General features: G+C 67.8%; 22 protein-coding genes. 16 read left to right on the forward strand and 6 right to left on the reverse strand.

Translation table 11 applies throughout. The features are described from left to right. Positions 1-150: 150 nt before the first annotated feature. Together HUA74_RS28665 and HUA74_RS28670 are read left to right on the forward strand one after the other, a co-directional pair. Positions 151-675, forward strand: a complete 525-nt coding sequence (locus HUA74_RS28665) for a phage tail protein (RefSeq protein ID WP_141641161.1) — start codon at positions 151-153, stop codon at positions 673-675. A 207-nt stretch (positions 676-882) separates the two neighbouring features. Continuing rightward, complete coding sequence (locus HUA74_RS28670) at positions 883-1,980, forward strand: AI-2E family transporter (RefSeq protein ID WP_174457086.1); 1,098 nt, start codon at positions 883-885, stop codon at positions 1,978-1,980. Positions 1,981-2,106: 126 nt separating this feature from the next. Here the strand turns inward: HUA74_RS28670 and bioA are convergent, their stop codons facing one another. Then, a complete protein-coding gene (gene bioA, locus HUA74_RS28675; protein ID WP_174457087.1) occupies positions 2,107-3,438 on the reverse strand; it encodes an adenosylmethionine--8-amino-7-oxononanoate transaminase in 1,332 nt (443 codons plus the stop codon). A 215-nt stretch (positions 3,439-3,653) separates the two neighbouring features. Here bioA and HUA74_RS28680 point away from each other — a divergent pair, with 215 nt between their 5' ends. Then, a complete protein-coding gene (locus HUA74_RS28680) occupies positions 3,654-4,451 on the forward strand; it encodes an acyl-CoA desaturase (protein ID WP_174457088.1) in 798 nt (265 codons plus the stop codon). A gap of 159 nt (positions 4,452-4,610) precedes the next feature. Beyond that, positions 4,611-5,792: a GNAT family N-acetyltransferase gene (locus tag HUA74_RS28685; protein WP_174457089.1), complete on the forward strand. Its 1,182-nt coding sequence runs from the start codon at positions 4,611-4,613 to the stop codon at positions 5,790-5,792. A 4-nt stretch (positions 5,793-5,796) separates the two neighbouring features. Here the strand turns inward: HUA74_RS28685 and HUA74_RS28690 are convergent, their stop codons facing one another. Next, positions 5,797-6,042, reverse strand: a complete 246-nt coding sequence (locus HUA74_RS28690) for a hypothetical protein (RefSeq protein ID WP_174457090.1) — start codon at positions 6,040-6,042, stop codon at positions 5,797-5,799. 104 nt (positions 6,043-6,146) lie between these two features. Beyond that, the gene (locus HUA74_RS28695) at positions 6,147-7,217 is read right to left on the reverse strand and encodes a hypothetical protein (protein WP_174457091.1); all 1,071 of its coding nucleotides are present in this window, start codon (positions 7,215-7,217) and stop codon (positions 6,147-6,149) included. 193 nt (positions 7,218-7,410) lie between these two features. Here HUA74_RS28695 and HUA74_RS28700 point away from each other — a divergent pair, with 193 nt between their 5' ends. After that, complete coding sequence (locus HUA74_RS28700; protein WP_141641155.1) at positions 7,411-8,100, forward strand: suppressor of fused domain protein; 690 nt, start codon at positions 7,411-7,413, stop codon at positions 8,098-8,100. Here HUA74_RS28700 and HUA74_RS28705 read toward each other — a convergent pair whose 3' ends face one another. Continuing rightward, positions 8,101-10,125, reverse strand: coding sequence for an ATP-binding protein (locus tag HUA74_RS28705; protein WP_174457092.1), 2,025 nt, complete (start codon positions 10,123-10,125; stop codon positions 8,101-8,103). It abuts the gene before it with no gap. A gap of 245 nt (positions 10,126-10,370) precedes the next feature. On the opposite strand from HUA74_RS28705, the gene HUA74_RS28710 reads away from it, so the two are divergent. Together HUA74_RS28710 and HUA74_RS28715 are read left to right on the forward strand one after the other, a co-directional pair. Continuing rightward, complete coding sequence (locus HUA74_RS28710) at positions 10,371-11,447, forward strand: dipeptide epimerase (protein WP_174457093.1); 1,077 nt, start codon at positions 10,371-10,373, stop codon at positions 11,445-11,447. 34 nt (positions 11,448-11,481) lie between these two features. Continuing rightward, complete coding sequence (locus HUA74_RS28715) at positions 11,482-11,850, forward strand: hypothetical protein (RefSeq protein ID WP_141641153.1); 369 nt, start codon at positions 11,482-11,484, stop codon at positions 11,848-11,850. A gap of 7 nt (positions 11,851-11,857) precedes the next feature. On the opposite strand, the gene HUA74_RS28720 is transcribed toward HUA74_RS28715, so the two are convergent. After that, positions 11,858-13,045, reverse strand: coding sequence for a S41 family peptidase (locus HUA74_RS28720; protein WP_174457094.1), 1,188 nt, complete (start codon positions 13,043-13,045; stop codon positions 11,858-11,860). A 168-nt stretch (positions 13,046-13,213) separates the two neighbouring features. Between HUA74_RS28720 and HUA74_RS28725 the strand changes: the two genes are divergently transcribed. The 9 genes from HUA74_RS28725 (at position 13,214) to HUA74_RS28765 (ending at position 22,986) form a co-directional block, all read left to right on the forward strand. Further along, complete coding sequence (locus HUA74_RS28725; RefSeq protein ID WP_174457095.1) at positions 13,214-14,386, forward strand: AAA family ATPase; 1,173 nt, start codon at positions 13,214-13,216, stop codon at positions 14,384-14,386. Positions 14,387-14,487: 101 nt separating this feature from the next. Beyond that, on the forward strand, positions 14,488-15,153 hold the full coding sequence (locus HUA74_RS28730; protein WP_174457096.1) for a hypothetical protein: 666 nt from the start codon (positions 14,488-14,490) through the stop codon (positions 15,151-15,153). 150 nt (positions 15,154-15,303) lie between these two features. Continuing rightward, positions 15,304-15,951 (forward strand): response regulator transcription factor, encoded by a 648-nt coding sequence (locus HUA74_RS28735; RefSeq protein WP_174457097.1) that lies wholly within the window; start codon positions 15,304-15,306, stop codon positions 15,949-15,951. Between the two features lie 42 nt (positions 15,952-15,993). After that, the gene (locus HUA74_RS28740) at positions 15,994-17,529 is read left to right on the forward strand and encodes a MoxR family ATPase (RefSeq protein ID WP_174457098.1); all 1,536 of its coding nucleotides are present in this window, start codon (positions 15,994-15,996) and stop codon (positions 17,527-17,529) included. After that, positions 17,526-18,353, forward strand: a complete 828-nt coding sequence (locus HUA74_RS28745) for a hypothetical protein (protein ID WP_174457099.1) — start codon at positions 17,526-17,528, stop codon at positions 18,351-18,353. The genes HUA74_RS28740 and HUA74_RS28745 overlap by 4 nt, the downstream gene beginning before the upstream one ends. Further along, positions 18,350-20,011, forward strand: a complete 1,662-nt coding sequence (locus tag HUA74_RS28750) for a M48 family metalloprotease (protein ID WP_174457100.1) — start codon at positions 18,350-18,352, stop codon at positions 20,009-20,011. The genes HUA74_RS28745 and HUA74_RS28750 overlap by 4 nt, the downstream gene beginning before the upstream one ends. Further along, positions 20,011-20,577 (forward strand): hypothetical protein, encoded by a 567-nt coding sequence (locus HUA74_RS28755; protein WP_141641145.1) that lies wholly within the window; start codon positions 20,011-20,013, stop codon positions 20,575-20,577. Before HUA74_RS28750 ends, HUA74_RS28755 begins: the two co-directional genes overlap by 1 nt. Continuing rightward, positions 20,565-21,890: a coenzyme synthetase gene (locus HUA74_RS28760; RefSeq protein ID WP_174457101.1), complete on the forward strand. Its 1,326-nt coding sequence runs from the start codon at positions 20,565-20,567 to the stop codon at positions 21,888-21,890. The genes HUA74_RS28755 and HUA74_RS28760 overlap by 13 nt, the downstream gene beginning before the upstream one ends. 337 nt (positions 21,891-22,227) lie before the next feature. After that, on the forward strand, positions 22,228-22,986 hold the full coding sequence (locus HUA74_RS28765) for a hypothetical protein (RefSeq protein WP_174457102.1): 759 nt from the start codon (positions 22,228-22,230) through the stop codon (positions 22,984-22,986). Here HUA74_RS28765 and HUA74_RS28770 read toward each other — a convergent pair. Beyond that, the coding region (locus HUA74_RS28770; RefSeq protein WP_174454834.1) for a transposase at positions 22,963-23,148 on the reverse strand (186 nt) is incomplete at its 5' end. The two genes, HUA74_RS28765 and HUA74_RS28770, sit on opposite strands and share 24 nt — an antisense overlap.

Consider the following 23,148-nt stretch of genomic DNA (forward strand, 5'->3'; position numbering starts at 1 on the left):
CCCGTGCCCACTCGGGAAGCACGCGTCCCACAGCGGGGCCTGACTCCAAAACGACCCATGAAAGAAGTGTGGCCGATGCTTTGCTCAGGAGAGCGACACGTGCTGGGTTTCGCGTGAAACACACACACTCAAGCAACGAAAGGCGTACACGTGTCCGAGCCATTTATCGGTGAAATCCGGCTGTTCGGGGGAAACTTCGCTCCGCGCGGCTGGGCGTTCTGCCAGGGCCAGCTGCTCTCCATCGCGCAGAACACCGCGCTCTTCTCCATCCTGGGCACGACGTATGGAGGCAACGGGCAGACGACCTTCGCGCTGCCGGACCTGCGCGGGCGCTATCCGATGCAGCCGGGACAGGGGCCTGGCCTGTCGCCCCGGACCCTGGGCGAGCAGGGAGGGTCGGAGACGGTGACGCTGATTTCGACGCAGATGCCAGCGCACAACCACACCCTCAACGTCAGCTCGCAGCAGGGCGACACGGAGACGCCCATCGGCGTGGTGCTGGCGGCGGACAGCACCGCGACGGTCCTCAACTACCGGGCCGCGCCCATCGACGGGACGATGAACCCGGCGGCCATTGGAGTCGCGGGCGGCAGCCAGCCGCACAACAACATGTCTCCGTTCCTGGCCATCAACTTCATCATCGCGCTGGAAGGCATCTTCCCCTCGCGCAACTGACGTCGTGCGTCGCGGGGCGGGCGCGCCTCTCCAAGAAGGGGCGCGTGCGTCATCGTCACTGTCGGCGCATGAACACGCCATGCCGGAAGTCCCGGGCGCGGGTGGAGTCGACCTGACATCCACTGGCGCCTCCGGGCGGGGAGGCTGGCATCCAGGCGAGGCACTGCATACCCCCACGAGGCGAGGTGTCTGTCGCGTGGGGGTACGGTGGCGGAGCAGGGGGAAACGAGACAGGGCTCCCAGGTGACACCGAAGACGGTGTTCACCGTGTGCTTCGTGGTGCTGGCGGTGCTGGCGCTCGTGGTGCTGGTGGTGCGCACGCGGGTCGCCCTCACGTTGACGGGCATCGCGGCGCTGCTGGCGCTGGCGTTGGAGCACGGCGTCTCGCGGCTGGAGCGGTGGAAGATGCCTCGGGCGCTGGCCATCGCGACGATGCTGCTCGCCGCGATGACGGTGCTGGCGCTGCTGGCGTTGCTGGTGATTCCGGCGGCGGCGGCGCAGGTGGATGCGCTGGTGGTGCAGTGGCCGCATCTCTGGCAGGAGGTGCGCGAGTCGCGTCCCTTCCGGGGGCTGAACGAGCGATTGCAGAACCTGGGCTGGGCACGGCAGCTCGAGGACGCCACGCCGGAGCTCGCCACGGGGACGCTGCCGGGGCTGGTGGTTCATGCCATTGGCAGCATGGTGGGGCTCGTGGGAGGCGCGCTCAGCGTCTTCTTCCTCGTCGTCTTCATGCTGGTGTTCGGCGGCGGTCTGCTGAAGCGACTGTTGGATTTGCCCAAGCCGGAGCACCGGATGCGCTATGTGCGAGTCTTGCGCAACGTGTACCGGGCCACGGGCGGGTACCTGACGGGGCTCACGCTCATCTGCACCTTCAACGCGCTGCTCACGTCCACCGTGCTGGCGGCGCTGGGCGTGCCGTACTTCCTGCCGCTGGGCATCGTGAGTGGCTTCTCCAGCATGGTGCCCTACGCGGGACCGGTGGTGGCGGGAGGCTTCATCACGCTGCTGACGTGGGCGACGGGCGGGATGTGGATGGCGCTGGGGGTGCTGACGTACTTCGTGCTGTACGGGCAGTTGGAGGGCAACGTGCTGGCGCCGCTCGTCTTCCGTCGCACGGTGCACGTCAACCCGCTGCTCATCCTGCTGGCGGTGCTGTTCTGCGCGGAGCTGGCGGGTGTCGTCGGCGCGGTGGTGGCGGTGCCCGTCGCGGCCACCGTGCAGATTCTCGTCCGGGAGATGCTCCTGTTCCGACAGGAGCGCCGCATCGCCCGCGCGGACTCGGTGCTACCGCCCGGGCCGTCCTGACGAGAGCCGAGACACCTCGGCTCCACGACATTTCACGGGGCGCCGTCACCCACCGTGCCCTCCTGACGTGAGCCGAATCACCTCCGGCACCCGCCGCGCGCCGAGGCATCTCGCGGGGGCGCACCGTCAGCCGCGCGCCACCTCGCGCAGCGAGTCCTCCACGCCCGCCAGCAGTTCATCGAGCGCGGCGTCGGGGATGTTGAGCGCGGGCGCGATGTACACGGTGTCACCGAGCGGGCGCAGGTAGAGCCCGCGTCGCCGAGCCGCCTCGTACACGCGCCACCCGCTGCTCGCGAGGTAGCCCCCACCGCCCAGGTCCACCGCGCCCACCATGCCGATGGCACGCGGGCGCACGAGCCCGGGAAGCGTCGCGGCCATGCGCTCGAAGGCGGCCTTCACCTTCGGCGCCTTGCGCGCCACCTGGCCCAGCACGTCCTCGTCGCGATACACGGCGAGCACCTCGCGAGCGACGGCCGCGCCCAGCGGATTGCCGCAGTACGAGTGCCCGTAATACAGCGCGCGCGACGACGCGCCGAGGAAGCCCGAGAAGATGCGCTCGGACGCGAGCGTCACGGCAAAAGGCATCAGTCCGCCCGAGAGCGCCTTGGCCAGACAGAGCAGGTCCGGCACCACGCCCGCCAGGTCCACGGCGAAGCGAGCCCCGGTGCGGCCCAGGCCAGTGAAGACCTCATCGGCGATGAGGAAGGTGTCCACCGCGCGGGTGGCCTCGCGCACCGCGCGCAGGAAGTCCGGCGAGTACATCTGCATGCCCGCGGCGCCCTGGATGATGGGCTCCACGATGACGCCGGCAATCTCGTCCGGGTGCGCGCTCAGCGCGGCTTGCACCTGGGCGAAGGCGCGCTCCCAGCCGCCCTCCTCCGCTGGAGACGGCACATGCACCACGTCGAAGAGCAGCGGCCCGAACACCTCGCGGAACAGGGGCACGCCGCCCACGCTGGTGGAGCCGATGGTCTCTCCGTGGAACGCGCCGGACAGGGTGATGAAGCGCGTGCGGCGAGGCTGGCCATTCTGCGCCCAGTACTGGGCGGTCATCTTGATGGCCACCTCCACCGCGGTGCTGCCGTTGTCGGAGTAGAAGGCGCGCGTCAGCCGCTCACCGGCGGGCAGCTCCGGGCGGTCCGCGCCGGGGGCCATCGCCACCAGCTCCGAGGCGAGCGCGGCGGCGGGCTCGTGGGTGATGCCCGCGAGCGAGACATGGGGCAGCTGGCCCGCCTGCTCCGTGAGGGCGCGCAGGAGGCGCGGGTGGCGGTGGCCCAGGGTGGACACCCACCAGGAGCCATTCGCGTCGAGGTAGCGCCGGCCATCCACGTCGAAGAGGTAGGGCCCTTCCGCACGGGAGATGACGAGCGGGTCCGTCCCCGCGATGTACGCCTCCATGGCGGTGTACGGGTGCCAGACGTGCCCCTTGTCCAGCTTGACGATGTCGGCCCGCTCCACGTGTGCACCCCTGTCGATGAATGTGAGAGGTGCTCCGTACCGGAAATCGAGCCCCTGTCACCGCGCGTCATGCCCTGGCGCAGCGCGTCCGACTGATGGCGGCATGAAGTCAGGGCTCACCCGGTCGTCACCGGGGAGCAACTTCCGGCCGGGGATGACGTGGCCATGACATGGCCGGTGTTTTCCTGGCACTGACACCGACCCGGGAAAGCGCCATGGCCGTCCTCGTCTTCTTCGTCTCGCACTGGCTGCTCTGTGTCTTCTTTCAGAGCTTCTTCCAGCACCGGTACTCCGCGCACCGCATGTACACCATGGGTCCGCGCACGGAGCGGGTGATGCACCTGCTCACGTATCTGGTGCAGGGCTCGTCGTACCTGTCGCCCAAGGCCTACGCGATTCTGCACCGCGAGCACCACGCCTTCTCGGACACGGAGAAGGACCCGCACTCGCCGCACTTCTTCACGGACGTGTTCCGGATGATGCTGCACACGAAGAAGCGCTACGAGGACTACACGGCGGGTCGCGGGCAGCCGGAGGCTCGGTTCCTCGGCGGCTATCCCGAGTGGCCGTTGGTGGACGACACGCTGCGCACGTCCTGGGTGGCGACGCTGTTCTGGGTGGGGCTGTACACGTCGTTCTACGTGGCCTTCGCGACGGCGCCCTGGCAGTTCCTGCTGTTGCCGGTGCACTTCCTGATGGGCCCGGTGCACGGCGCCATCGTGAACTGGTGCGGGCACAAGTACGGCTACCGGAACTTCGACAGCAGCGACAAGTCGCGCAACACGCTGCCCGTCGAGATGCTCTGCATGGGTGAGCTGTTCCAGAACAACCACCACAAGTTCGGCAGCAGCCCGAACTTCGCGGCGCGCAAGTTCGAGATCGACCCCACGTGGCAGGTGATGCGCGTGCTGGCGAAGCTGGGCGTCATCCGCATCGCCACGCCGCAGCGGGCGGTGTGGCCGGAGCCGCGCCGAGAGGCCGCGCACGACACAGGCGCCGCCCGGGCGGCCTGAGCCGCCAGTCGTACCCGGGAGTGAGCCGAACCGAGGGGAAGAGGCCCGAAAGCCTCCTCCCCCGGCGAACGGGCCTCCTGGCGGTTCCAGCAGGGCCGGGCGAAGGCAAGCCCACGGCCAGGCGGCGAGAACGCACGGCGCGCGTTAAAACAGCCCCCCGTGCCCACAGACACCCCTCTCCGCCTCCGCATCCTCGACGCAGTGACAGACGTCCCGGCCGCAGACTGGGACGCGCTCGCCGGTCCGGACGCGCCGCCCTTCGCGCGCCATGCATGGCTGGCGGCGATGGAGGAGAGCGGCAGCGCCACCGAGGAGACAGGTTGGGCGCCGCACCACCTGACGATATGGCGCGGCCCGAAGCTGGTGGCCGCCGCGCCCGCGTACCGGAAGTTCCACAGCATGGGCGAGTACATCTACGACTTCGGGTGGGCGGATGCGGCCGCCCGGCTCGGCGTGGAGTACTACCCGAAGCTCATCGTCGGAGGGCCGCTGTCACCGGCCACGGTGCCGCGCATGCTCATCGCCCAGGGCGAGGACGTGCCCGCGCTGCGCAAGGCGTTGCTGATCGCTGCGGTGGAGAGCGCGCAGGAGGCGGGGTGCTCCTCGGTGCACATCCTCTACCCGACGGACGAAGAGGCGAACTTCCTCGAGGAGCAGGGGCTGGCGCGGCGGGTGACGCTCCAGTTCCAGTGGAAGAACCCGGGCTACGCGAGCTACGACGACTACCTGTCGCGCTTCGACTCCAAGCGGAGACATCAGCTCAAGCGCGAGCGAGCAGCGGCGGCCACACAGGGAATCACGCTGCGCACGGTGCGAAGCGCGGAGCTGACGCAGGCGCATGCGAAGCGCGCGTATGAGTTCTACGAGGCCACGTGCGAGCGGCACTCCTGGGGCCGGGTGCAGCTCACGCCGGACTTCTTCTCGCGGGTCTTCAAGGCGATGCCGGACTCGGTGGAGATGGTGGAGGCGGTGCGCGAGGGCCGGGTCATCGCGGGGGCCTTCAACCTGGCGACGAAGGAGCGGCTCTACGGACGCTACTGGGGGAGCATCGAGGAGCACCCGTTCCTGCACTTCCACGTGTGTCTGTACCACTCGGTGGACGACTGCATCCGAGCGGGCCGCAAGGTGTTCGAGCCGGGCGCGGGTGGCGAGCACAAGGTGTCCCGGGGCTTCGAGCCCACGGCGGTGCACAGCGCGCACGTGATTTTCGACCGCAGGCTGGACAGCGCGGTGCGCGACTACGTGCGGCGCGAGCGGGCAAGGCTGAACATGGCGGTGGAAGAGGCGGAGCAGATTTCAGGCCTCAAGCCCTGGCCCCTGCCGAAAATCCAGACCGGGTGAGGTCTCACGACCCCGAGGACCGTGAAATCTCGAAGTCAGAACCGCTCCATCCCCAGACGATGATTCCATCGTCGGTCATATCCACCTGCAAGAGCCCGCCGTCCTTCGCCTCTCCAGGGGCGGGGCCCTGGCCGTGGATTTCCACCACCTCTCCCGCCGCCAGCAGAGCCACTTCCCCCCAGGGCTCGAGCACCAGTGACGACGGGCGTCCGAGCCTGTTCCGCACACGAATGGTCATCTTGATAGGCACGTCGACGCTCCTCGCGGCCCTGCCTCGATAGCGGGCACGAACCCAGCCGGGATGATGAACCATCGGGAGCCCGAGGTCCTTGAGCTCACGCAACGCTCCTCGGCTCACCGCACCGGGTGCGTCGTCCAGCGCTTCCCATCCGTGCTCGAAGCCAGCACGTGGCTCCCGGCCAGCCACAGCCGGTCATTCCCCACGACGAGCATGCCCACGTCGGACACGTTCCTCGCCACGGACGACTCCTTGGGCACGGCACACCGCTCGAAGCCCGAGGCATCCACGCGATAGACGTTCTCCTCGTCCGCCACATAGAACTCGCCCCCCCACCGCTCGGCCGAGTGGATGCGACCGACGCGAGCGACGACGCGGCACGCCTCCGCCGTACCCAGGATGACGTCCCCCTGCGTCGTCCCGGCGATCACCTCACCCGAGGGGAAACACCGCACGAACGACACCTCCCCGCGCGGGAACGAGTGGACCTCGCGCCAGCCGCCCTCCTCATGCATCCAGAGGCTCCGGCCGCCCGCATAGAGCACCCGCGCCCCAGCCGCCCCTGGACAGTTGTCCAGCGCGAGCACCCGCCCTGGCAACTGCCCCAGCGACTGCGTCCAGCGCATGGCTCCCTCGGCGCGCACGAGCAGCCCCACCTCCGCGGGCGAGTCGAGCTCGAAACCTCGGCTCCCCGCCATCACGATGTCCTCACCGCTGAAGCACACCCGCGTCTCCACCAGCCCCTCCGGAACGCCCTCGTACTCCAGCGACTCCCACTTCCCGCTTTCGCTCGAACGGATGGCCACGAAGTGCGCCGAGCCGCCATACGAGACCAACGCCCCATGGCGGTTGGCTCCCAGTCGACACAGGGCGTCGATGGTCCCCACCACCACCACCTGCTCCAGGGTCCACGCGCCCGCCGTGCGCACCGCTACATGCTGGTAATCATCCACCTCGAACCTGGCGTCGTCCGGGTCGACGCCGGAGTCCTCCTCATCGTCCGGGTCGACGCCGGAGTCGACCAGGTCCTGGTACGCCTCCGCGTCCACGGGCTGGTTCCACTCCCCGACCGGGCCCGGCCCGCCTCCGAAGTCATTGTCCGGATGGGGGTGACTGACGACCAGCATCAGCTCCTGCTCGTCACGGATGCAGCCCCCCGACACGACCCCTCGAAACGCATGCTCCACGTGGCCCTCCCCGGGCGGAGACCTCGCCCCCCGCCTATCCCACCGAGGGGAGACAGGCCAGCGACCCCCGCCTTCCCCGGGGCCTCGGGGGGCGGCCGGGAGGGAGGGCCCCTGTTTCCCACCTGCCAGGTCCGAGGGGGGACCCTCACGGGGAAGTTGAGAAACCGGGGTGACCCTCTAGAGTGGGCCCGTCATGAAAGCACCGGAGACGGACGAAGACTTCATCCAGTGGTACGAAGACTGCTGGGCTGACCGCGATGAAGTCGAGTACCCCAAGATGTTCGGCGCCATTGATGAAGGCGTCTTCACGCTCGACCAGACGGATGCCATCCAGGCCTGGATGGAGAGCGACCTCGCACAGGTAGAAGGTGAAGCAGACCCCAACTGGGGCCCCATGGGCGTGCGCGCCGCGCCGCCGAGCCCGGACTACCCCTACTGGACCTATGTCACCAGCGGGCTGTCCAATCCCTTCACCGTGGCCCCAGGTGACGAGATTACCGACGAGACACCCAGTGGCATCGGTTACGAGATGGTCATCCACACGCCAGAGCAGGCCAAGTGGCCCGTGTTCCGGCTGCTGGACATGATGGCCTACAACCTCGTGACGATGCGCGCCTTCGCCCTCAACCACCGCTACCCGGTGGAAGGCACGCTCGACGGCGGAGACTCCAAGCTGGGAGGCTTCGTCTTCGTCCGGGACCCGTCCCGCCCCGACCACTTCGCCCTGCCCAGCGGCAAGGTGCAGCTGCTCACGCTCGTGGGCGTCACCAAGAACGAGATGGCCTTCGCGCGCTCCAACGGCCTGGACAAGCTGATGGAGAAGCTCGTCACGGCCGGCACCGGGTACATCACCCACCCGGACCGCGAGGAAGTGAAGCTGTAGTCACCCGCTCCGAGCCACGCGCGCCAGCGGCCCCAAGGCCCTGGCGCGCGGAGGTGCTCCCTCCACCAGCGCCCGCAGCGTCCCCGGGTCGAACGGCTTCTCGATTCGAGGCAACGGCACCGTCTGCAGGAACGCGCGCGCCCGCTCGGTGAATGCGCCGCCCGTCATGAAGACGAAGCGCGACAGCAGCTCCGGCCCGCGCGACAACAGCTCCGCGTGCAGGTCCATCCCCGTCACGTCCGCCATCATCAAGTCGCAGAAGACACGGTCGAAGTCCGCGTCCTGCTCCAAGAGCGCCAGCGCCTCCCGCCCGCTGTGCCTCACCACCACCTCGTGGTGCTGCCCCAACAGCCGCCGCAACAGCGACGCGAGCTGCGGCTCGTCGTCCACCACCAGCACCCGCTTGCGCTCGGGCACCTCCTGCGTGGAGCCCTTCGTCACCGCGTCCGGTATCGCCTCCGTCATCGGCAGGCGCACGCTGAAGGTGCTGCCCACGCCCGGCGTCGTGTTGACGGTGAGTTCGCCACGCATGCTGCGCACCATGCCCAGGCTGGTGGACAACCCCAGCCCGCTGCCCTCACCCACCGCGCGCGTGGTGAAGAACGGCTCGAAGACGCGCTCGGCGACCTCGGGCGTCATGCCGTGGCCCGTGTCCGCCACCTCCACCACCACCCACGGACCCTCCACGCGCGTGGAGAGCGTGACGCGGTGCCGGGTGAAGTCCCCTTCCGGAATCGCATGCGCCGCGTTGACGAGCAGGTGCAGGAACACCTGCCCCAGCCGCGCCTCATGCGCCATGACGGTGGGCACCTCGGCGAAGCGCCGCTCCACCTCCGCGCGGTAGCGCAGGTGCGGCATGGCCATGGAGAGGCCGAACTCCAGCGCCGCGTGCACGTCCACCGGGGACAGGTGCGGCTCATCCGCGCGGGCGAACGTCTGCAGGTCGCGGACGATGACGCGGATGCGCTCGGCGCCTTCACGGGCCTCTCGCAGCGCCTCCAGGGCCTCGGCCAGGGGCGCGTTCTTCCCGAGGATGCCCCCCTCCATCGACAGCTCCAACTGCTCCAGCGCGAACTGGAGATTGCCGCTGACGTAGGAGAGCGGGTTGTTGATTTCGTGGCCCACGCCCTCGGCGAGCTGGCCCGCCATGGCCAGCTTCTCCGACTGCACCAGGCGCTCGCGCGCGGCGACCAGCTCCTCGGTGCGCTCGCGCACCAGGGCCTCCGCCTCCAGCCGGCCGGAGTGCTCGCGCGTCAGCAAGGCATCGCGCTCCGCCTCCGCGCGCTTCTTGCCGGTGATGTCGCGCGAGAAGACGGAGACGTTCTGCCCCGAGCACCAGGCATGCACCTCGTGCCAGCGGTCCGGCGCGGTGCGCACCTCGAAGATGGTGGAGGAACCCTCGGCGGCCACGCGGCGCAGCTCGCGCTCGAACAAGGTGCCGACCAGCTCCGGGCACGCCTGCCACAAGAGCCGCCGGAAGACCTGCTCCTGCGTGCGGCCGGTGATTTCGGCGGCCTGCCTGTTGACGTAGGTGATGCGCCACTCCGCATCCACGGTGAAGAAGGCCTCGGGCGTGCTCTCCAGCACGTCGCGCACCCAGTCCAGCGTGTCGCGCAGCCCCTCTTCCATGCGCAGGGCGCTGGTGACATCGCGCAGGCGCAACAGCACGCCGTCCCGCAGCGGCACCGCGGTGCCGAGCAACCACGCGTCGCCCTCCGGGAAGCTGTCCGCGGCGGTCCGGCCTGACTCCACCACCTGCTTGAGCACCGCCAGCCGTCCACCCAGACCCGCGATGGGGGAGATGTCCTTCAGTCGCAGGCCGCGCAGCGTGTCGGTGCCCCGGCCCAGCGCTCGCGACGCGGCGGGGTTGGACCAGAGCCACTCGAAGTCGGTGATGACGCCGGACTCGTCGCGGACGGCACGCAACACCATGCACCCTTCCGAGTCATGGCGCTCCGCTTCCTCCAGCGCATCCAGCAGCGCATCCGCGCCCGGGACTGCCTGTCTCGTGTCCGTCGCCGACATGCCCCGCCCACTCCGGGCTTCCACGTCACCCGGAGGCAAAGCTCCGGAACCCCATCACGGGGCCGCAATTCCTGGAAACGTCCGGAGTCCCCGCATGTCGCCATGAAAGGGCTGCAGGCACAAGCCGAGGCTGCGAGGCACACATCTGCCTCCCTGACACCTGGGAGCACCGGGTTGAATACGATGAACCTACCTCTCGCGTGTCCCCTTCTTTCCAGGGAGCGGACCAGGATGCGCCTCTCGACATGACGCCCACGCTCATCACCGCTGTCCGCTTCACGCCGCTCGACTTGCCGCTGACGGAGCCCTTCGCCATCGCCACGGGGGCGCAGCACATCGCACAGAACGTGCTGGTGCGACTGACACTCGCGGACGGCACGGTGGGGCTGGGCGAGGCGGCGCCGTTTCCAGCGGTGAGCGGAGAGACGCAGGCGAGCACGCTCGCTGCGCTGGAGCAGGTGCACGCGGGGCTCCTGGGCAAGGACGTGCGTGCGTGGAGGCCGTTGTCGGAGTGGCTCGGCGACGGGCTCGCGTTGGCGCCGGCGGCGCGCGCGGGGGTGGAGATGGCGGTGCTGGATGCGCTGGCGCGACATCACCGCGTGCCGTTGTACGTGATGCTCGGGGGCGCGGGGACGACGCTGGACATCGACATGACGGTGACGGCGGGTGACGTGCCGCACGCGGCGGAGTCGGCGCGGGCCATCCTGAAGCGGGGCATCACCACGTTGAAGGTGAAGGTGGGGGCGCTCGCGCCGGACGAGGACGCGGCGCGGATGGTGGCGATTCACGAGGTGGCGCCCCAGGCGCGACTGTTCGCGGATGCGAATGGCGGTTACGACGTGGCGGAGGCGCTGGCGTTCTTGAAGGAGCTGGAGCGGGCGGACGTGCCGCTCGCGCTCCTGGAGCAGCCGGTACCGGCGTCGGACTTCGCGGGCATGGCGGAAGTCGCTCGGCGCTCGAAAGTCCGCATCTGCGCGGACGAGTCAGCGCGCTCGGCGAAGGACGTGCTGCGGCTCATCCGCGAGGGGGCGGCGCACGGCATCAACATCAAGACGATGAAGTGCGGCGTGGTGGAGGCGCTGACGATGTGGAGCCTGGCGCGAGCGGCGGGGCTGGAGCTGATGGTGGGAGGGATGGTGGAGAGCGTGCTGGCGATGAGCGCGTCGGCGCATCTGGCGGCGGGGCTGGGCGGCTTCACGTATGCGGACCTGGACACGCCGCTGTTCATCGCGCGGCATCCGTTCCAGGGAGGGCTGCGCTACGAGGGCGCGCGGCTGCACCTGGACGCGGAGGCGGTGGGGCACGGCGTCACGTTGGCTTGACCAAGGGCTTGGGCGGTCGCGCTAGGATGGGGGCATGAGCGTGGCCGTCTGTGTGGGATGCGGCGAAACGAAGGAAGGCGCTTTCGAGCCTTGTGATGGCTGCGGACTGGACCCCGCTCGCGGTGGGACGGACCGGATGCTCCAGGCGCGCAGCCTGTTGCTCTCGGAGCGCTTCTTCGGTGAGGAGTCGCTGAAGGAGCTCGGGCGGAAGATTCGCACGGGTGAGCCGGTGAGCTACGACACGGGGCGACTGTCGCAGCTCGTGGAGGAGCTGAAGACGCAGAAGCTGCCCGTCATCTCCCGGTCCACGCCGGGTTGCTCCATCGTGACGTGGAGCGTGCTGGGCATGTTGGTGGTGCTCGCGGCGGGGCTCGCATACCTGTACGGCAGCTGGAGACACTGAAGCGGGTTCAGCGCGGGGAGAGCGCGACCGACGCCACGTCGAGGGCCTTGTCGAGCTGCGGGTCCTTGCCCGAGGCGAAGGCCAGTGAGTCGGGGACGTCGACATCCACGGGGACGCCCTGCCCTTCGAGGCGTACGCCGTCAACCTCCACGTCCTCCACTGCGAGGTAGAGCAGGTCTCCGGTGGACAGACGCAGCGGAGTCCCCGCGAGGACCGCGCCAGCGGTGCGCTGTCCCACGAGGGTGGCCAGGGCGTGCTGTTTCATGACGAGGGCCACCATCTCCTTGCCGCTGCGAGAGTTGCCATTGACGAGCAGGACGACGGGCTTGCGCCAGGTGGCGGACCAGGCGTTGCGACGGCCCTCGCGACTGATGCCGGTGAAGACGGGGACGGTGCGGTTGAAGAGGTTGAGGAAGGTGGGATTGCAGCCGCCCCAGCCATCGCGGAAGTCGATGACCAGTGCATCCGCGGCGGAGAAGTCCCCGGCGAGGGTCTCCTCGAGCAGGTCCTGATGTTCGGGGCCCGCGCAGGAGTAGAGCTGCTGGTAGGCCACGCGACGGCCGCCGCGTTCGACGATGCGCGAGCTGGCCTTCTGGGCGTCGAGCCACTCGGACTTCGGGTTGATGAGTCGAGGGGTGATGGTGAGGGTGAGCGGGGTGGAGCCGTGGGTGCGCTCGACGGAGAAGCGCGTGGGCTTGCCGACGCGTCGGGTGAGGGCCGTCACGGAGGTGAAGGGTTTGTCCTCGACGGAGACGAGCCGGTCGCCGCGAAGCAGGCCGGCCTTGGCGGCGGGGCCGTTGGCGAAGACGTGGCGGACGAAGAAGCCCTCGGGGGTTTCCATGACATCGGCGCCGATGCTCGGGGCTTCGTACTTCGGGAGCTTGAGGTAGCGCTGGAAGATGGCGGAGAGGCCGGCGTAGCCCTCGCTGTCGCGCGGGTAGAAGGCGGTGTGTGAGGCGTTGAGTTCGGCGAGGGCGGCGCGCGTGAGGCGGGCGAAGTCCTCCGCGCTGGTGGCGGCGGCGCCATAGCCCTGGTGCTTCGTGGCCCAGGCCTCCCCGCGCTTCGCGTCGAAGAAGCGCTTGCGGACGTGTTCGACGACTTCGTCAGCGGGCTTGAGGAATGGGGACGCGGCGTGGGCCTGGGTGGCGAGCAGGGCGGCGACCAACAAGATTCGAGGATACAGGTGCTTCGTCATGGCTTCGAGTTCCTCCTGAGGCCATCGTTCTTGTGGACAGTACCAAGCGCGTCATTCCTGGGACGACACTTGGAGGTGGAGTAGAACCGAACACCGAACGCGGCTTTTGCGTTCTGCTGGGTTGGAAGGGCTCCCGGCATACGTCGTGGAGCGCACGAGCGAGAACGCATGATTCACGAACTGACCCTGCGGAACTTCAAAGGCATCGAGTCGGCGACGCTCGGGCTGGAGCGACTCACCGTCATCGTGGGCCCCAATGCGTCCGGGAAGACGAGCGTGCTGCAGGCACTCGACCTGATGATGGCTCTTTCCCATCCAGATACCGCATATGGGGATCTCCTCGAGCAGCGTGGAGGGATTTCTGCACTCACCAAGCGAGGAAGCCCCAGCGGAGAAACTTCTCTTCGCCTGTCGGGACGATGGGACAATGCGCAGGGCGCGCTCAAACTCGAGTTGCTCTCGGATGACGCCTTACGCAACACGATCCCTTCCCCGAAGATATCAATTGAGTGGGCGGGCATTCCCGTAATCTTCCGGCCAAATGTCGCCCGAGAGGGCGGGGCTAAATTCCTGCACGCGCGCCCGGATCCACTCCCCGCTGTCCTGAAAAAGTGGGCCGCCTACTCCTTTTTGCGACTGGAAGCCCGAAAACTGGCTGAGACGTCCTACACACCGGATGTCGAGCCACAGCTTGCATCCGATGGCGCGGGCTTGGCCTCAGTCCTCGCGCAGATGGCACTGAGCCGACCGGATGACTTTAAAGCCCTGCTGACAGCCCTGCGCGGCGTTATCCCGCAAGTCCTCCGGGTCAGGCTTTCCCTCGCGGAGGTAAAGCGCCAGGAGAACGAGGCGATTCGTATCAACGACGAATTCGTGACGAGAACCTACGTTCGGACCTACTCGGGACACCGACTGCTGTTCGACCTCACCAACGCGGATGGAATTCCTAGCCAAGGTGCCAGTGAGGGTACGCTTCTGGTACTAGGGCTGCTCGCTGTCCTCTTCAGCGCTCCGCGCCCCAAGCTTGTCCTCCTGGACGACCTGGACCGAGGTCTTCATCCCAAAGCGCAAGAACACCTTGTCGCCCAACTCCGCGAACTCTTGAAGCAAGATCCGGAACTACAAATCGTCGCGACAAGCCACTCTCCTTATTTGATCGACCATCTCGACCCTAAGGAGGTCCGACTGTCCAACGTCCTCCCGGATGGAACCATCCACTTTGCTGAACTGACTCAGCATCCAGATTTTGCGCGCTGGAAAGAAGTCATGCGTCCCGGTGAGTTCTGGAGCACGGTAGGCGAGGGGTGGGTGGGCGACGTGCCGGAGAAGAAGCAAGGATGAGTGACACACCTACGTCCATCGTCCTCATCTGCGAGGGACCCGGCGACCAAAGGACGGTTCCTGCACTCGTGGACCGAGTGCTCCATGAGTCCATTGAGTGGATGGAACCGGAGATGCTCGGTGTCCTTCGCGAGTGGCGAGGACAGCGTCGCGGAGAAGCCTACCTTCCCTGGAAGGAGGTCCACTCACGCGCCAAGGCCGCCAACATCCGCATCAACGGACATTTCAATAGGGAGCCTGGCGCTCACGATGCCTTCGTCACTCGCCGAGCGCTCGCCCTGCTAAAAGTTCATGGAGACGACCCCATCCATGCAGTCGTACTGGTGCGGGATAGCGACAACGATGAGGCACAGCGGCGAAAAGGACTGAAGCAAGCCAGCGCGGAAGTCACCAGCCTGGGCCCCATTCTTGTTGCCGTCGCACATACAAAACGCGAGTGCTGGATTCTCGCGGGCTACACCCCAGAAACGCAGGCCGAGAAGACCCGACATCAGGAACTGCGGCAGCAACTCGGATTCGACCCATGCCTTCGCGCAGAAGAACTGACGGCGCAGGAAGACGGTGCGAAGCGCGACGCCAAGCGCGTGCTCTCCCTGCTGACAGATGGCGTCGTTGACCGCGAGATGCAGTCCCTGATGCACGCAGCCCTCAAGCAACTCGAGGAGCGCGGGCGCAACACAGGCCTCTCAGCGTTCCTGTCGGAGATCCGAGAGAAGCTCGTGCCGCTCTGGACGGGCACGACCTACACCGGGCCGACGAGCCGGTAGCCCTCTCTTCAAACTTCTTCATGGTCGAGGAGCGACTCGCACGTGAGTTCTCTTCGGCTGCTACCAGTGTTTCCGTCCACGTCAGGCCTTGAGCACTCATGGCGCCTGATGCGAGCGGGAGAATCCTCCCCTGGTTAATGAAGAGGTTCCGTGTTGGATGCCCCCCTCGTCCCGTTGCGTCTCGCGCTCGTCGCGGAAGACCCGCTGGCTCGGGGTGCGCTCTCACGGGTGCTCGGCGACCAGGGGAGCGAGCTGCTCACGGTGGCGTCCGGCACACAGGTGGAACTGGAGTCCGCGAGGGGCGAAGCCTTCGACGTGGTGCTCTGGGACACGGGCCTGCGCATATCGTCGGAGGCGGAAGCACGCGTGGAGGCCCCGGACCTGGGAGCGCCCGTGCTCGCGCTGGTGGCGGATGAGACAGCGGGCGAGTTCGCGCTGACAGCAGGGGCGAAGGGGCTGTTGTTCCGGGACGTGGCGCCCGCACCGCTCACGGCGGCGCTGCTCGCGGTGGCACGAGGGCTCGTGGTGTTCGACCCAGGACTCTCCGAGCTGAGGACGTCCACGAGAACGGCCACCCCAGGGAGCAGCGCCCTGGGCCCCGATGCGCTCACGCCGCGCGAGCGGGAGGTGCTCGCCTTGCTGGCGGAGGGCCTGTCGAACAAGGCCATCGCGGACCGTCTCTCCATCAGCGAGCACACGGCCAAGTTCCACGTGAACGCGGTGCTCGGAAAGCTGGGCGTCCAGCGCCGAACCGAGGCCGTCGTCCGCGCCGCGCGGATGGGCCTCGTCACGCTGTGAGTGCACCCCACCCCGTGTCCCGGATGCTAGGCTGCGCGTCGCATGGCCAATCAGGATTGGGTGTCGCGCCTGCTCTCCGGGCGCGCGTCGGTGGACAAGGGGCTCAACGTCCACCTCTCCGAGCGTGACGGCGGCAGCCTCCACGACAAGATGCGGCAGGCGTACTGGTGGATCACCAACAACGCCGTCATCTGCCCCTACTACGACATCGAGTTCGGCCACGCCGCCTCGCTCAAGAGCGCCACCGGCGACGAACTCCATCTCCCCGAGGACATGAGCTACAGCTCCTTCGTCCTCATCCCCCTGCTCACCCTCTTCACCTGCCGCCGAGCCCTCCTCATCGGCGGCCCCGGCCGCGGAAAAACCACCTCCGCCATCCTCATGGCCCTGCTGTCCGGCATGTCCCGCGAGGACATCCACCGCTCCATCCAGCGCGGCCACCCCCAGCTCTCCATCGCCGACCTGCTCGGCGCCCCCCTCCCTTCCGACATGCTCAAGGCGGAGGACCTCTCCGCCGTCAAGGTGAGCTGGCGCAAGTGGATCACCCAGCGCGTCAAAATCATCGACGAGTACAACCGCATCCCCACCAAGACGCAGTCCGCTCTCCTCTCCCTCCTCGCCGAGGGCTACGCGGAGATGATGGACCAGTACGTCTACACCGGCCGCTCATCCTGGTTCCTCACCGCCAATGACGACCAGGGCGGCGGCACCTTCCAGGTCATCGACGCCCTCAAGGACCGCATCGACGTCGTCGTCCGCGCCGTCCCCTTCAACTCGAACTTCATCGACACCCTCCTCCAGCGCATCGAAGCCGACAAGTCCCCCGAGGAGATGCTCCCCAAGGACATCGTCTTCACCCCCGGCGAGCTGGAGCGCGCCTACGCCTCCATCCTCGAAGTGGAAGTGCCGCGACACGTCCTCGAACGCATCGCCTTCTTCCTGGGCCAGCTCGACTTCTGCCGCATGGCCTCGCCCCGCTTCGAGTTCAAGCACAAGGACACCCTCAAGCTCGCGGGACAGACAGTCGCCGCCGTGTGCAACGAGCAGTGCCCGCTCGACAAGAAGGTGCACCTCTGCACGCAGACGGAGAACGGCGTCAGCGTGCGCGCCTACCAGACCATCCTCCACTACGCGAAGGCCCTCGCCTTCTTCCGAGGCCACGGCACCGTGGAGCTGGAGGACTTCCGTCAAATCGCCCCGTGGGTGCTGCACGAGAAGCTCGTCCCCAACACCCGCAGCGCCTTCTTCGAGGTGCGCGGCAACAAGATGCTCCTCCAGGACCGCGTCGCCTGGATTCGGAACATGTTCGACATGGCCATGGGCCACTACGACAAGCACGAGCCCATCCGCCGCAAGGTCGGCGTGCTGCGCACCGAGCTGGACAAGGGCCTGTCCGGCATCGACCTGCGCACCACCGAGAAGCGCCTCACCACCGTCACCGCGTTGATGAACGAACTGCTCACCAAGCAGGAGCTGTCCGGCCCCGTCTACGAGGACCTCATCCACCTCAAGTCCATGTACAGCCGCTACCGGAACTACGCGACGTGGCTGAAGGAAAACCCGGGCGGCCAGCCATGAGCGGCTTCGCGGACGAACTGGAAGCCAGCGCCCGTGGCCGCTACGTGCGGTGGGACTCCGAGCTGTGGCGCGCCCTGCTCGAAGGACCCGCACGGAAGCTCGGAGAGTCCCTGTCCCAGACAGGCGCCTCCCCCGCCGACGCAGAGGAACTGCTGCGCGCATATCTGCGCCTGGGCGCCGAGGCCATCGGCCTGGGCTACCTGTACCCGGCGACCGCGGGCCGACAGAACCTCTTCACCCTCGCGTGGACGGACCTGGTCCCCCGCCTGCTCTCGGGTGTCCCCGAGGCCCAACGCGCCGGCGTGCTCGCGCAGCTGTGGAACGTGGGCGAAAACCTGGAGTCCGCTCCACCGTGGGTGCAGCGCATCTTCTATCGCGTGAGCCAGCGGCTCGGCTCGCTCACGGGCATCGAGGAGCGCCTGCGTGAAACCGCCGCGCTCGCCATGGAGCCTCCCGCGATGAAGCTCGGCGACAAGGCCCAGCCCTTCCTCGTGGACCTGTCCCGAGAGGACAGCCGCTTCCTGCCCGGTCCCCTGCACTTCCTGGCGCCCACGGTGCTGTGCGTACACGACCGCCACCGCCACGCCATCGCCGGACGTGAGGCCGCGACACAGGGCCTGCTCCTGTCGGACACACCGATTCCCCTCGGCGCCATGGGTTGTCGCGAGACCCCCGAGGTGACGCTCCAGCAGAGCCCGCACCTGTCCACCGTGGCGTGGAGGGATGCGCGCGTGGACTCCTGGTTCGCCACCGTGACGAATGACTGGCGCGCCGCCGGCACGCTGGACACCTCGCAGCACGTCGTGGTGCTCGTGCCCGTATGAGCACGTCGCGCTTCACGCCAGAGCACATCGCGGGATGCTGGCGGGACGCGCTGGCGCTGTGGGACGTGCAGGTGCGGCTCAGCCCTCCGGAGCCTCACGTCCCCTTCCGTCCGGACGCGGACCACGCGAACGAGCCGCTCGCGTACATCGACCTCACGAAGCGTCAGGTCTTCGTCCACTTCGAGCTGCTGGAGTCCATGGGCGCGGCGGACAGCTTGATGGCGGTGCTCGCGCACGAAATCGGCCACCACGCGCGCTTCCCGCACACGCTGGGCTGGGACGCGGAGCTGCGCGTCATGGAGCAGCGGCTGCTCCCCGGCCTGAAGCAGTCCCTCACCAACCTCTTCTACGACCTCCAGGTGAACGAGTTCGTGGGCCGCACGCACCCGGAGGACCTGTGCCGGGTGTATCGCGGGTTCCAGCGCACGCAGGGCGGCGGCGAAGTCTCGCCGATGTTCTTCTTCTACCTGGCCATCTACGAGGAGCTGTGGGGACGCGAGCCTGGAGACCTGGTGCCTCGCGCTGCGATGGCGCCGATGGAAGAGCAGTTCCCTGGCCTGCGCGCGGAGGCTCGGATGTTCGCGCAGACCTTCTATGCGCTGCCGCACCCGCGCCTCCAGTTCCTCTACTTCTGCGCCACCTTCATCCGCTACCTCGGCAAGCTCGACGAGACGACGTACACCCTGCCGCTGGGTGACGACGTGTCGCTGCCGGACGTGGATGACTGGGACTCCGCGCTCCAGAGTGGTGGCAGGTGGGAAGACGCGCTGGAGGAAGCTCGCGCGAAGGGCTGGCTCGACGAGGCCCACGACACGAAGGCGCCCGACGCGCTGGACCACATCAACCGCGTCACCCAACACCTGCCCGGAACGGGCAGGGGAAAGCTGCGCCGCGCGCTGGTGGCCCGGCACTACCGACGGCTCGTCGACCAGCACCTGCTGAAGCTCCCCTCCGCGCCCTCGAAGCCGGAGCCGTACCTGCGCACCACGCCCGAGGCGTGGGAGTACGGCGATGACCCCTCCGCCATCGACTGGACCTTGACGGTGCTCACCCAGGGGCACCTCGCCGCGGTGTCGCCGCTGCGTCGCGAGCTGGAGGCCGACGTGCCTCCCGCGTCCGAACTCGGTGTGCCCTCCGTGGAGCTGTACCTGGACACCAGCGGCTCCATGCCGAACCCGGATGCACAGCTCAACACGATGACGCTGGCCGCGCAGGTGCTGTCCGCCTCCGCGCTGCGCAAGCAGGCGAAGGTGCGCGGCATCATCTACTCGCACACCGACCCCAAGCTCTCCCCGTGGATGTACGACGAGGAGACGGCGCGCGAGTTCCTGCTGCACTACATCGGTGGGGGGACGATGTTCCCCTTCGACGTGCTGGGCACGCTGTCCAAGGAGCGGCCGGACGCGCTGCGCGTCATCATCTCCGACAGCGACTTCCTGTCGAACGTGGCGACGGACGAGCACATGAAGATGTTGGTGGAGGCGACGCGGCGCTCTCGCCTGCTCGTCGCGCTCCTCGCGCTGCCGGACGAGCACCGGGCGAGGCAGGCGCTGGCGCCCGCGCTGAAGGAGCGCAACTTCCGCCTGGTGGTGGTGAAATGGCTGTCGGACTTCGGCCCCGCCGCCGCGGCCTTGTCCCAGGCTTTGCTGGAGAAGTGATGGCCTTTGACGTCAAGAACATCCAGAAGCAGCTCACCGACGTGCCTCTCGTTTCGCCGTATCCGCACGAGCTCGCGGTGGCCATCATCTGCGACACCTTCCGCCTCGCGGGCGTGCGTCCTCCGTCGCGCGCGGACTGGGAGGACATGGAGCGCAGAGCGAAGACGCCAGCGCTCTGGCGGGAGCAGGTGGTGATGCTCGCGTACGTGCTGACGTCGTCCTCGCTGGGTGCGGACACGGCGGCGATGCTGAGGAAGAACGCGGATGCCGCCACCGTGATGCGGGGGTTCTTCGTGTGGGTGGAGCCCCTGACGGCGGAGATGGTGCGCTCCAACGCCTTCCGTCAGGAGGAGTTCCTGCGCAAGTGGGTGCACGCGGTGGACGGGCAGGTGAAGGACGAGTCATCCCGTGACACCTCCGCGCGGCTGAAGCAGCTCGACTACCGCGCCGCGCTGCAGGAGATGGAGCGGGCGGAGCAGGCCCGCCGCCAGGAAGCGGACAAGCGCGCCAAGGACCTCGCGGATGCGGCCCAGCGCGCCGCCGACGCTCGAGGATGGCGCGAGTGACGTTGGGGCTCCCCTCGGATGCACGCGTGGCTCCCCGCGCGAACATCCGCCGGGACACCGCCACCCAGCGTCCCCATGTCCCGTGGGCGGAGTCCATCGCCCGGGACCTGTCGCGCTTCGCCGTCCTCCCCGACGAGGCAGCGGCCCGCGCGGAGCTGGAGTCGCGACTGGAAGGGCTGCGCGCTGGCCTGCTGGCTTCTCCCTATTACACGCGGCGACTGCGGGACGCGGGGCTTCACCCTGGAGACCTCCGAACGCTCGCGGACCTGAGGCACTTCCCCACGCTGGAGCGAGGCACGCTGGCGCGACACTGGGATGAAGTGCCCACGCCGCTGTCTCGCGAGGACGAGAGCGTGGTGGTGAGAAGCTCCGGCTCCACGGGCGAGCCGGTGAAGGTGGTGAGAGACAGGCGCGACTGCCTGCACATGTGGGCAGTGCTGCGGTTCTGGCTGGAGCGCGCGCGGGCCGTGCTGCCGCCGCGTCCCCGTGTGGTGCTGCTGGATGCCCTGCCGGGTGGACTCGAGTACTCGGTGCGGCTGCCCATCCTCCAGGACGGCGCGCTGCACCGCATCTCCGTGCTGCGAGACAATGCACGCGAGCGGCTGAGCCGCGTACGTCCCGCCGTCATCTTCTCGGACCCGGAGGGGCTGCGTTGGCTCTCCGAGCAGCGCGACCTCCCGCCGCCCGCGCTGCTGCTCACCTCCGCGCAGTACCTGCCCCAGGACACCCGGGACGCCCTGGCGCGCTCGGAGCCCGCGCCGCTGCTGAACTACTACGCAACGACGGAGACGGGGCCGCTCGCCTGGGAGTGCCTGGAAGGGCCGGGGCGCTTCCATGTCCTCGCGCCCGACGTGTGGCTGGAGCCAGGACTCAACGAGGTGGTGGTGACGCGGCTGCGTCCCAGCGTGCTGCCGCTCCTGCGCTATCTGCCGGGTGACTCGGGGACGGTGGACAGAGACGAGTGCGCGTGCGGCTTCCAAGGCTGGACGCTGGAGCGCTTCGGCGGTCGCGGTGCGTGCCACTTCACGACGCCCACGGGCCGAACAGTGGATGCATGGGCGCTCGCCTGGGTGTTCAAGCACCACGCCCTGCGCGCCTTCCGGCTGACGCAGATGACACCCGCTTCCTTCGAGTTGGAGCTGGCAGGCGCGGAAGTCTCCGACGTCACTCCCCTGAGTGAGCGACTCGTCGCCGCCCTGCGCAATCTCGGGTGGAGCGGGTCACCGCGGCTGGACGTGCGGCACGTGAGCGCGGAGGACCTGGCCACCGGCACCAAGCCCCTGCCATTCCGAAGCCACGTCCGCGTTCCGTAGGGCCTGCTCCACTCCCGGTGCGTCGGCACAAGCACTGTCATCACGCACGCGGGCCGCAATGCCATATCCGGCGTTTACATGTCTTGAGCGAAACCCCGAGATACAGGCACACCTTAGAGATCCCGCATGGACATACTTCCAGTCGAGAGTCTCAGACACATTCTCTCGCGGTCATGACTCAGCGCGGATGTCAGAGCCCGCTGTTAGGTTGCGTTTCCTCAGGACAGCTCCGTGAGGAATCACTGTCAGGTCAGGCACTCACGTGGCGTCCATGGATTCCTCGCGCATCCTGGCGTGAGGAATGTTGTCCCAATCAGCAAGCTGAAAAGGAACATCGATGAACAAGTCGAGGATTGGCTCTATCCTGGCGGCGCTGGCCGTTGGGCTGACGGGTTGTGGCGGCACCGATGAACAGGCGGTGACCCAGGGCGAGGCGAGCATCAAGATGCCGTCATGGGAGGAGTTCCTTGCGGGCGCCCAGCCCCTCGGGTCCACGGGGGCGTATATCGCCAACGGGGACGAAGTGTTCGAGAGCGTCACGGAGTTGCGCGCGTTCTACGACCAGTATGTCCAGGCGCGACAGGTGGGAACGCAGCGGAGTGAGCTGCTGTCTGTGCTCCACAATGGGCAGCGCTCCGAATGGAGCACCACCCAGAAGCGCCAGCTGACCTACTGCGTGTCCCAATCGAACTTCGGGGATTGGTACGGGGGGGTTGTAACTTCTCTCAATATCGCCGCGCAGAAGTGGGAGGCGGCCGCGGGCGTCAACTTCATCCACCTCTCACAGTTCGACACGAGCTGCACGGAAGATCGGGTGATCAACGGGGACGTCCTCTTCATGGTCCGGAGGTCCTACTTCTATGACTGCGAGGAGTTCCTCGGGTTGTGCGACTTTATCGAGGACCCCGAGCATAAGGGTCCCACTGGTCTCCAAAACCCCAGCATCCTCGCCTTCGGATTCTACCCGCACACAGTTGCCTCTCGTCGGGTCCTGGGCCTCAATGGGTCAAGTCCCGAATCGTGTGTGGTTGGTTCGGGGGGGGGAACGTGGGAGGAAGGCTCCTTGGCGGATTCATTCAGCGGTGTCTGGGTTTGAAGTCAGCAGGGCCATGTCGAGGTAGCGGCGGTCAGCCCAGATGCCAGAGACTTCGAGGGCGACGGCGGTGATGAGGCGCAGTGCGCTGGCGCGGTCCGGGAAGGCGCCCACGGAGCGGATGCGGCGCTTGACTTCGCCATGGAGTCGCTCCAGGCCGTTGGT

This window comes from Myxococcus sp. CA051A (assembly GCF_013336705.1).
Lineage (GTDB): Bacteria > Myxococcota > Myxococcia > Myxococcales > Myxococcaceae > Myxococcus > Myxococcus llanfairpwllgwyngyllgogerychwyrndrobwllllantysiliogogogochensis.

Coding starts and splice junctions, on each gene's coding strand:
- HUA74_RS28710 (WP_174457093.1), top strand. CDS start 10,371: ATGACGCCCACGCTCATCACCGCTGTCCGCTTCACGCCGCTCGACTTG.
- HUA74_RS28725 (WP_174457095.1), top strand. CDS start 13,214: ATGATTCACGAACTGACCCTGCGGAACTTCAAAGGCATCGAGTCGGCG.
- HUA74_RS28755 (WP_141641145.1), top strand. CDS start 20,011: ATGGCCTTTGACGTCAAGAACATCCAGAAGCAGCTCACCGACGTGCCT.
- HUA74_RS28720 (WP_174457094.1), bottom strand. CDS start 13,045: ATGACGAAGCACCTGTATCCTCGAATCTTGTTGGTCGCCGCCCTGCTC.
- HUA74_RS28745 (WP_174457099.1), top strand. CDS start 17,526: ATGAGCGGCTTCGCGGACGAACTGGAAGCCAGCGCCCGTGGCCGCTAC.
- HUA74_RS28740 (WP_174457098.1), top strand. CDS start 15,994: ATGGCCAATCAGGATTGGGTGTCGCGCCTGCTCTCCGGGCGCGCGTCG.
- HUA74_RS28765 (WP_174457102.1), top strand. CDS start 22,228: ATGAACAAGTCGAGGATTGGCTCTATCCTGGCGGCGCTGGCCGTTGGG.
- HUA74_RS28730 (WP_174457096.1), top strand. CDS start 14,488: ATGGAACCGGAGATGCTCGGTGTCCTTCGCGAGTGGCGAGGACAGCGT.
- HUA74_RS28700 (WP_141641155.1), top strand. CDS start 7,411: ATGAAAGCACCGGAGACGGACGAAGACTTCATCCAGTGGTACGAAGAC.
- HUA74_RS28715 (WP_141641153.1), top strand. CDS start 11,482: ATGAGCGTGGCCGTCTGTGTGGGATGCGGCGAAACGAAGGAAGGCGCT.
- HUA74_RS28760 (WP_174457101.1), top strand. CDS start 20,565: ATGGCGCGAGTGACGTTGGGGCTCCCCTCGGATGCACGCGTGGCTCCC.
- HUA74_RS28705 (WP_174457092.1), bottom strand. CDS start 10,125: ATGTCGGCGACGGACACGAGACAGGCAGTCCCGGGCGCGGATGCGCTG.
- HUA74_RS28750 (WP_174457100.1), top strand. CDS start 18,350: ATGAGCACGTCGCGCTTCACGCCAGAGCACATCGCGGGATGCTGGCGG.
- HUA74_RS28680 (WP_174457088.1), top strand. CDS start 3,654: ATGGCCGTCCTCGTCTTCTTCGTCTCGCACTGGCTGCTCTGTGTCTTC.